The sequence below is a fragment of the Komagataeibacter kakiaceti JCM 25156 genome (genome assembly GCF_000613305.1).
Map to the genome: position 1 here is coordinate 1 of NZ_BAIO01000124.1, position 5,934 is coordinate 5,934.

The window sequence follows — 5,934 nt, forward strand, 5'->3', positions numbered from 1 at the left end:
CCGCGTGAAGCCGTGGCGCGCGTGTCGGGCCTGTTCAGCCTGTGCGGCATGGCGCATGGCGTTGCCGCCACCCGCGCGCTGGGCCTGCCTGAAGCCGGGACGGACCCGTATGAGGCGATGCGGCTTGAAATTCTACGCGATCACGCCCTTGCCCTTCTGCTGGAATGGCCGCGCTGGCTGGATCTGCCACCGGCGCGTGACCTGCTTGCCCGTCTGGTGGGCACGAAGGTCTATGATCGGGCAACCTGCGCCGCGCTGCGGCGGGAACTGACCGGAACGGTGGAGGACATCGCCGCTTTCGATCTGCCCGCGCTGGAACACTGGCTGGAAACCGCGCGGGGTGGGCAGGCTCCCGTCCTCGTCCCGGTTCTGGCCTGCCTGCGTGACAGGTTGCGCGCCGGGTGGGGGCGTGTGGCGCTCCCGCCGCCCGGACCGGCGGATATCGGGGCGGCGTTCAGTGCCGCGCATGACGCGCCACCCGCGCCCCGTGATATGGGGATTTTACCCGATCATGAGGCACGTCCCCTCATCCGCGCCTGATCGGGGCGGAAGGGGTCTCGCTTTTCGTGCGGCTGATGGCGCGGGTGCTCGATCTGGTGGATTGCCTGCATCCCGTCCCACGGGCGCTGTTTGCCCGTGCGGCCCGGCTGTCCATGAACCTGCCCGGTATCGGGACGGCCCGCGCCGCGCGGGGTGTCGTGGCGCACCGGGCTGTTGTGCGGCAGGGGCGAGTGGCCGCATATTCCATCCTTTCCCCCACATTCTGGCATGTGGCGCCGGGGGGCCTGCTGCCCCGGATCGCGGCGGCCTGCCGGTCGAGCGCCGTCGTCCATGGCTTGCGCGCCTTATGTTAAGCTGCGTCAATCCGTGCGTGCCCGTTACGGTCAGGGAAGGCTAGGCCACCATGCATGAAATGTCGCTGTGTGAAAGCCTGATCGACGTGATCGAGGACGCGGGGCGGCGGGAAAATTTTTCCCGCGTGCGGCGTGTCCGCGTTGAAATCGGCCGTTTCGCGGGGGTCGAGATCGCGGCGCTCCGCTTCGGGTTCGATGTCGTGGCGCGTGGCACCGTGGTGGAAGGGGCGGCGCTGGAACTGCACGAGGCCCCGGGCCGGGCATGGTGCTTTGACTGCGGGACGAATGTGGACCTGCCCGAGCGCCTGGACCCATGCCCGCATTGCGGCGGCATGCGGCTCCAGCCAACAGGCGGGACGGAAATCAGGATCATGGATCTGGAGGTAATCTGATGTGCACGGTATGCGGCTGTAGTGGCGATGACTCCAAAATCGATACGGGGCACCCGCACGATCATGCGAACGACCATGGTCATGCCCACGCGGCGGCGGATGGCCACGGCCACCATCACGACCATGCCCATGATGGCGACGTGCTGGATTACGGCGCGGGGCCGGCCCGCGCGCATGCGCCCGGCCTGTCACAGGCCCGCATGGTCGAGATCGAGCGTGGCATCCTGTCAAAGAACGACGGGTTCGCGGCCACGAACAGGGCGCGGCTGAAACAGGCGGGCGTGCTGGCGCTCAACATGCTGGCGGGGCCGGGCGCGGGCAAGACCACCCTGCTGGTGGAAACCTTGCGGCGTCTGGGCCAGCAGGTTCAGGCCGCCGTGATCGAGGGCGACCAGCAGACCAGCAATGACGCCGAGCGCATCCGCGCCACCGGCGCGCCCGCCATACAGGTCAATACCGGCAAGGGCTGCCATCTGGATGCGCACATGGTCGGCCATGCCATGGCGCATCTGCCGCTGGTGGCGGGGAGCCTGTTGTTTATTGAAAATGTGGGAAATCTGGTCTGCCCCGCCGCTTTCGACCTGGGGGAACACCTGCGCGTGACCCTTTTGTCCGTGACGGAAGGGGAGGACAAGCCACTCAAATATCCTGATATTTTCCAGAATGCCGATCTGGTGGTCCTGACCAAGACCGATCTCTTGCCGCATCTGGATGTTGATATCGCCCTGCTGGAAGCCAATGTGGCGCGCGTCGCCCCCACGGCGCGGATACTGCATGTTTCCACCCGCTCCGGCGCGGGCATGGAGCGTGGATCGACTGGCTGCGCACCCGGCGCAGCACCCTGCTTGCGGACCTCGCGGCGGCGGCGGAAGCGCATGCCGCCGCATTGCGCGCGGCGGAGTAGGCTGTGAGCGTAACCCTTCCGTCCGTTCTTGTTGTCGATGACGAACCGCGCTCGGTCGAGGTCATGGCCCGTGTGCTGCGTGAGGAATTTGACGTGCATGTGGCGTCAGGCCCCGCGGCGGCGACGGAGGCGCTGGAGAACCACTGGATACAGGCGGTTTTCTGTGACCAGCGCATGCCCGGCACGACCGGGGTGGAGTTCCTGACCACGGTGCGCGGCCGCTGGCCCGATATCGTGCGGATCATCGTGACGGGATATACCGACCCGGAAGATATGATCGAGGCGATCAACGCCGCCGGGATCTATCAGTACATCACCAAGCCCTGGCACCCCGACCAGTTGCTGCTGGCCGCGCGCAACGCCACCCAGCTTTTCGCCATGCAGCGTGAGTATGAACGGCTGTCGCTGGAACTGAAGCTGGCCCCCCCGGTGGCCGAGGGCAGGCTGCTGCGCCAGCGCGGGCGCGTGCAGGACAGCTATCATTTCAATTCGATCATCCGCACGCCGGAAAGCGTGCTGAACGAGACATGCCGGCAGGCCGCGAAGGTCTCGGTTTTCGACATCCCCGTCCTGATCCAGGGGGAAACCGGTACCGGCAAGGAGCTTATGGCGCGCGCCATGCATTATGCGGGCCACAGGGCGGATGGCCCGTTCGTGGCGGTGAACTGCGGCGCGATCCCTGATGAACTGCTGGAATCCGAACTGTTCGGCCACAAGAAGGGCGCGTTCACCGGGGCGTACGCCAACCGCCGCGGCCTGGTGGAGGAAGCGGATGGGGCACGCTCCTGCTTGATGAAATCGGTGATATTTCACCCGCCTTTCAGGTCAAGCTGCTGCGCTTCCTGCAGGAAGGCGAATTCCGCGCGCTGGGCGCCAATGAAACCCGCCGCGCGGACGTGCGCGTGCTGGCCGCGACCCATCGTGACCTGAAGGCGGAAGTCCGCGCCGGCCGGTTCCGGGAGGATCTGTATTTCCGGCTGGCCGCCATGGTGCTGACCATTCCGCCGCTGCGTGAGCGCCCCGGTGATGTGCGCGTGCTGGCCAATCACCTGCTGGATGACGCCTGCCTGCGCCATGGGCGGCATGTGCGGGGCTTCGCGGCCGAGACGACGGCCGCGCTCATGCAGTACAGCTGGCCGGGAAACGTGCGTGAACTGCAGAACGAGGTCCTGCGCATGCTCGTGCTGGCGGAGCATGAAATCCTCGGGCCGGAACTGCTTTCCCCCGCCGTAAGGAACCCGGCGGGCGGTGGGCCGGATGTCTCATGCCCCGCCGTGGATGGCGCGGATGACATACCCGCCACCGGGCCGCTCCAGCAGCGCATGGATATGCTGGAGGCCCGCATTCTCATGGAAACGATCGTGCGCTGCGGCTGGAACAAGAGCCGTACGGCGCGCGAACTCGGGCTGTCGCGCGTGGGGCTGCGCGCGAAGCTGGATCGGTACGGCATTGTGCCAGATGCCGAAAAACAGACGATACAGTAGGAGCAAGCCGGATATGTGCTTGGGAATTCCGGGCCGGGTAACGGCCATCCTCAACGAAGCGGGCATGACGGCGGAGGTCGATATTTCCGGCGTGCGCCGGGTGGTGGACGTTGTGTGCGTGGCGCGCGAGGGGGAGCCGCTTTCCACGCTCGTGGGGCAGTGGGTGCTGGTGCATGTGGGGTTCGCCATGAGCCGGATAGATGAGGCCGAAGCCCACGAGACGCTGCGCCTGCTGGGGGCGATTGGCGAACTGGATGGTGAACTGGCCGCCCTGCGTGGCGTCGGGGCCGCATGAGGCGCGTGGCATGAGATTTGTCGATGAATTCCGCGATCCGGCGCTGGCCCGTCGGCTTTTTGAGGCCATTGACCGTAGCGCCGCCCGCATTGCCCGCACGCGCGCGACACCGGTAACCGTTATGGAAGTCTGCGGCGGGCATACCCATACGATCTTTCGCTACGCGCTTGAAACCCGCATGCCGGACAATATCGAGTTCGCGCATGGTCCGGGCTGCCCCGTCTGCGTGCTGCCCATGGGGCGCATTGACGATGCGATCACCATTGCCCGCCAGCCCGGTGTGATCTTCACCACGTTTGGCGACGCCATGCGCGTGCCCGGCGCGCAGGGCACGCTGATTCAGGCGCGCGCCGCCGGGGCGGATGTGCGCATGGTCTATTCCCCGCTCGATGCGCTGGCCCTCGCCCGGGCCAACCCGGAACGGCAGGTGGTGTTCTTCGCGCTGGGGTTCGAGACCACGGCCCCGTCCACCGCGCTGACGGTCCTGCGGGCGGCGGCGGAGGGGATCGGCAATTTCTCGATGCTGTGCCAGCACATCACCATTGTCCCGACCCTGCGCGCCCTACTGTCACAGCCCGGTTTCAATGTGGATGGATTTATCGGGCCGGGTCATGTCTCGATGGTCATCGGCACGCATCCATATGATTTTATTGCCGACAGTTTTCACCGGCCCGTGGTGGTCGCCGGTTTCGAGCCGCTGGACATCCTGCAATCCCTCCTCATGGTCCTGCGCCAGATCGAGGCGGGGAAGGCGCGGGTGGAAAACCAGTACGCCCGCGTGGTGCCACCGGATGGCAACGCCGCCGCCATGGCCGCCATGGCGAAAGTGTACGAAACCCGGCCCGAATGTGAATGGCGCGGTCTGGGCGCGATAGCCGATTCCGGCCTGCGGCTGCGCGCGCAATGGCGGGATTTCGATGCCGAACACCGTTTCGGGCTGGTGCCCAGGCATGTGGCGGACCCCGGGGCCAGCCGCTGTGGCGATGTGCTGACCGGCCGCATCCGCCCGCGCGACTGCGCGGCGTTTGGCACGACCTGTACACCGGACCAGCCGCTTGGCGCGCTGATGGTCTCATCGGAAGGGGCGTGCGCGGCCTGTTATGAATATGAAGGCATGGGGAGTGCGGCATGAACGCGGCAGGCAGGATCACGGGCATAGGGCAGGGCGGTCACATCACCCTGGCCCATGGCGGCGGCGGCACCGCCATGCGGGCGCTGATCGATGATGTGTTTCTTCAGGCGTTCGGTCATGACCCCGCCGTGGCGCTGGAGGATCAGGCCCGTTTCCCGCTGGCCCGGTTCGCTGCCGGGGGGGACAGGCTGGCGTTCACGACCGATGCCTTCGTGGTGGAACCGCTGGAGTTTCCGGGCGGCGATATTGGCACGCTGGCCGTATGCGGCACGATCAATGACCTTGCGGTAGGCGGCGCGCGGCCGGTTGCCCTTTCCGCCGCCTTCATCCTGGCGGAAGGACTGGAACTGGCCACCCTGCGGCGCATCGTGGCGTCCATGGCAGCCTGCGCCCGCCATGCCGGTGTGCGGATCGTTACGGGGGATACCAAGGTCGTGCCCCGTGGGGCGTGTGACGGCCTGTTCATTACCACCACCGGCATCGGAAGCTGCGCGCGGGGTGTGACATCAGCATCGCGGGGGGCAGGGCCGGTGATGTCGTGATCGTAAATGGAACACTGGGCGATCATGGCGCGGCCATTTTGTGCGCGCGTGGGGATCTGGCGCTGGACACGGCGGTCGAGAGTGACTGCGCGGCGCTGAATGGCCTGACGCAGGCGCTTATGGACGCGGTGCCGGATGTGCGGGCCATGCGTGACGCGACGCGTGGCGGCGTGGCGGGCGTATTGACCGAACTGGCGGAAGCCAGCGGCGTGACCGTGCGGATCGAGGAAGATCGCCTGCCTATCCGGCCCGAAGTCGCCGGTCTGTGCGAACTGCTGGGGCTGGACCCGCTCTATCTGGCCAACGAGGGCAAGCTGGTGGCCGTCGTGCC

Annotated in this window: 8 protein-coding genes and 2 pseudogenes; all 10 read left to right on the top strand. The window is 66.7% G+C overall.

Going from position 1 to position 5,934, the window contains the following annotated elements; all coding sequences use genetic code 11:
- A pseudogene (locus tag JCM25156_RS29400) lies at positions 1–540 on the top strand (hypothetical protein); the annotation flags it as partial.
- 26 nt (positions 541–566) lie between these two features.
- Positions 567–854, top strand: coding sequence for a hypothetical protein (locus tag JCM25156_RS08505; RefSeq protein ID WP_025812767.1), 288 nt, complete (start codon positions 567–569; stop codon positions 852–854).
- Between the two features lie 50 nt (positions 855–904).
- The gene (hypA, locus tag JCM25156_RS08510; protein ID WP_025812768.1) at positions 905–1,246 is read left to right on the top strand and encodes a hydrogenase maturation nickel metallochaperone HypA; all 342 of its coding nucleotides are present in this window, start codon (positions 905–907) and stop codon (positions 1,244–1,246) included.
- Complete coding sequence (gene hypB / locus JCM25156_RS22810) at positions 1,246–2,157, top strand: hydrogenase nickel incorporation protein HypB (protein ID WP_242402556.1); 912 nt, start codon at positions 1,246–1,248, stop codon at positions 2,155–2,157. The genes hypA and hypB overlap by 1 nt, the downstream gene beginning before the upstream one ends.
- A pseudogene (locus JCM25156_RS30940) lies at positions 2,154–3,379 on the top strand (sigma-54-dependent transcriptional regulator); the annotation flags it as partial. The gene hypB and the pseudogene JCM25156_RS30940, both read left to right, overlap by 4 nt.
- A 99-nt stretch (positions 3,380–3,478) precedes the next feature.
- Positions 3,479–3,634: a helix-turn-helix domain-containing protein gene (locus JCM25156_RS30945; RefSeq protein WP_457851818.1), complete on the top strand. Its 156-nt coding sequence runs from the start codon at positions 3,479–3,481 to the stop codon at positions 3,632–3,634.
- A gap of 19 nt (positions 3,635–3,653) precedes the next feature.
- On the top strand, positions 3,654–3,929 hold the full coding sequence (locus JCM25156_RS08525; RefSeq protein WP_221228925.1) for a HypC/HybG/HupF family hydrogenase formation chaperone: 276 nt from the start codon (positions 3,654–3,656) through the stop codon (positions 3,927–3,929).
- Positions 3,930–3,939: 10 nt separating this feature from the next.
- On the top strand, positions 3,940–5,061 hold the full coding sequence (gene hypD / locus JCM25156_RS08530; RefSeq protein WP_025812770.1) for a hydrogenase formation protein HypD: 1,122 nt from the start codon (positions 3,940–3,942) through the stop codon (positions 5,059–5,061).
- Positions 5,058–5,603, top strand: a complete 546-nt coding sequence (locus JCM25156_RS30950; protein ID WP_242402557.1) for an AIR synthase related protein — start codon at positions 5,058–5,060, stop codon at positions 5,601–5,603. The genes hypD and JCM25156_RS30950 overlap by 4 nt, the downstream gene beginning before the upstream one ends.
- On the top strand, positions 5,600–5,934 hold a 335-nt coding region (locus JCM25156_RS30955), incomplete at its 3' end, for an AIR synthase-related protein (protein ID WP_242402558.1). The genes JCM25156_RS30950 and JCM25156_RS30955, both read left to right, overlap by 4 nt.

Bases quoted from the DNA above. Each gene is read 5' to 3' on its own strand.
- JCM25156_RS30950 (WP_242402557.1), top strand. From the start codon at position 5,058: ATGAACGCGGCAGGCAGGATCACGGGCATAGGGCAGGGCGGTCACATC.
- hypB (WP_242402556.1), top strand. From the start codon at position 1,246: ATGTGCACGGTATGCGGCTGTAGTGGCGATGACTCCAAAATCGATACG.
- hypA (WP_025812768.1), top strand. From the start codon at position 905: ATGCATGAAATGTCGCTGTGTGAAAGCCTGATCGACGTGATCGAGGAC.
- hypD (WP_025812770.1), top strand. From the start codon at position 3,940: ATGAGATTTGTCGATGAATTCCGCGATCCGGCGCTGGCCCGTCGGCTT.
- JCM25156_RS30945 (WP_457851818.1), top strand. From the start codon at position 3,479: ATGCTGGAGGCCCGCATTCTCATGGAAACGATCGTGCGCTGCGGCTGG.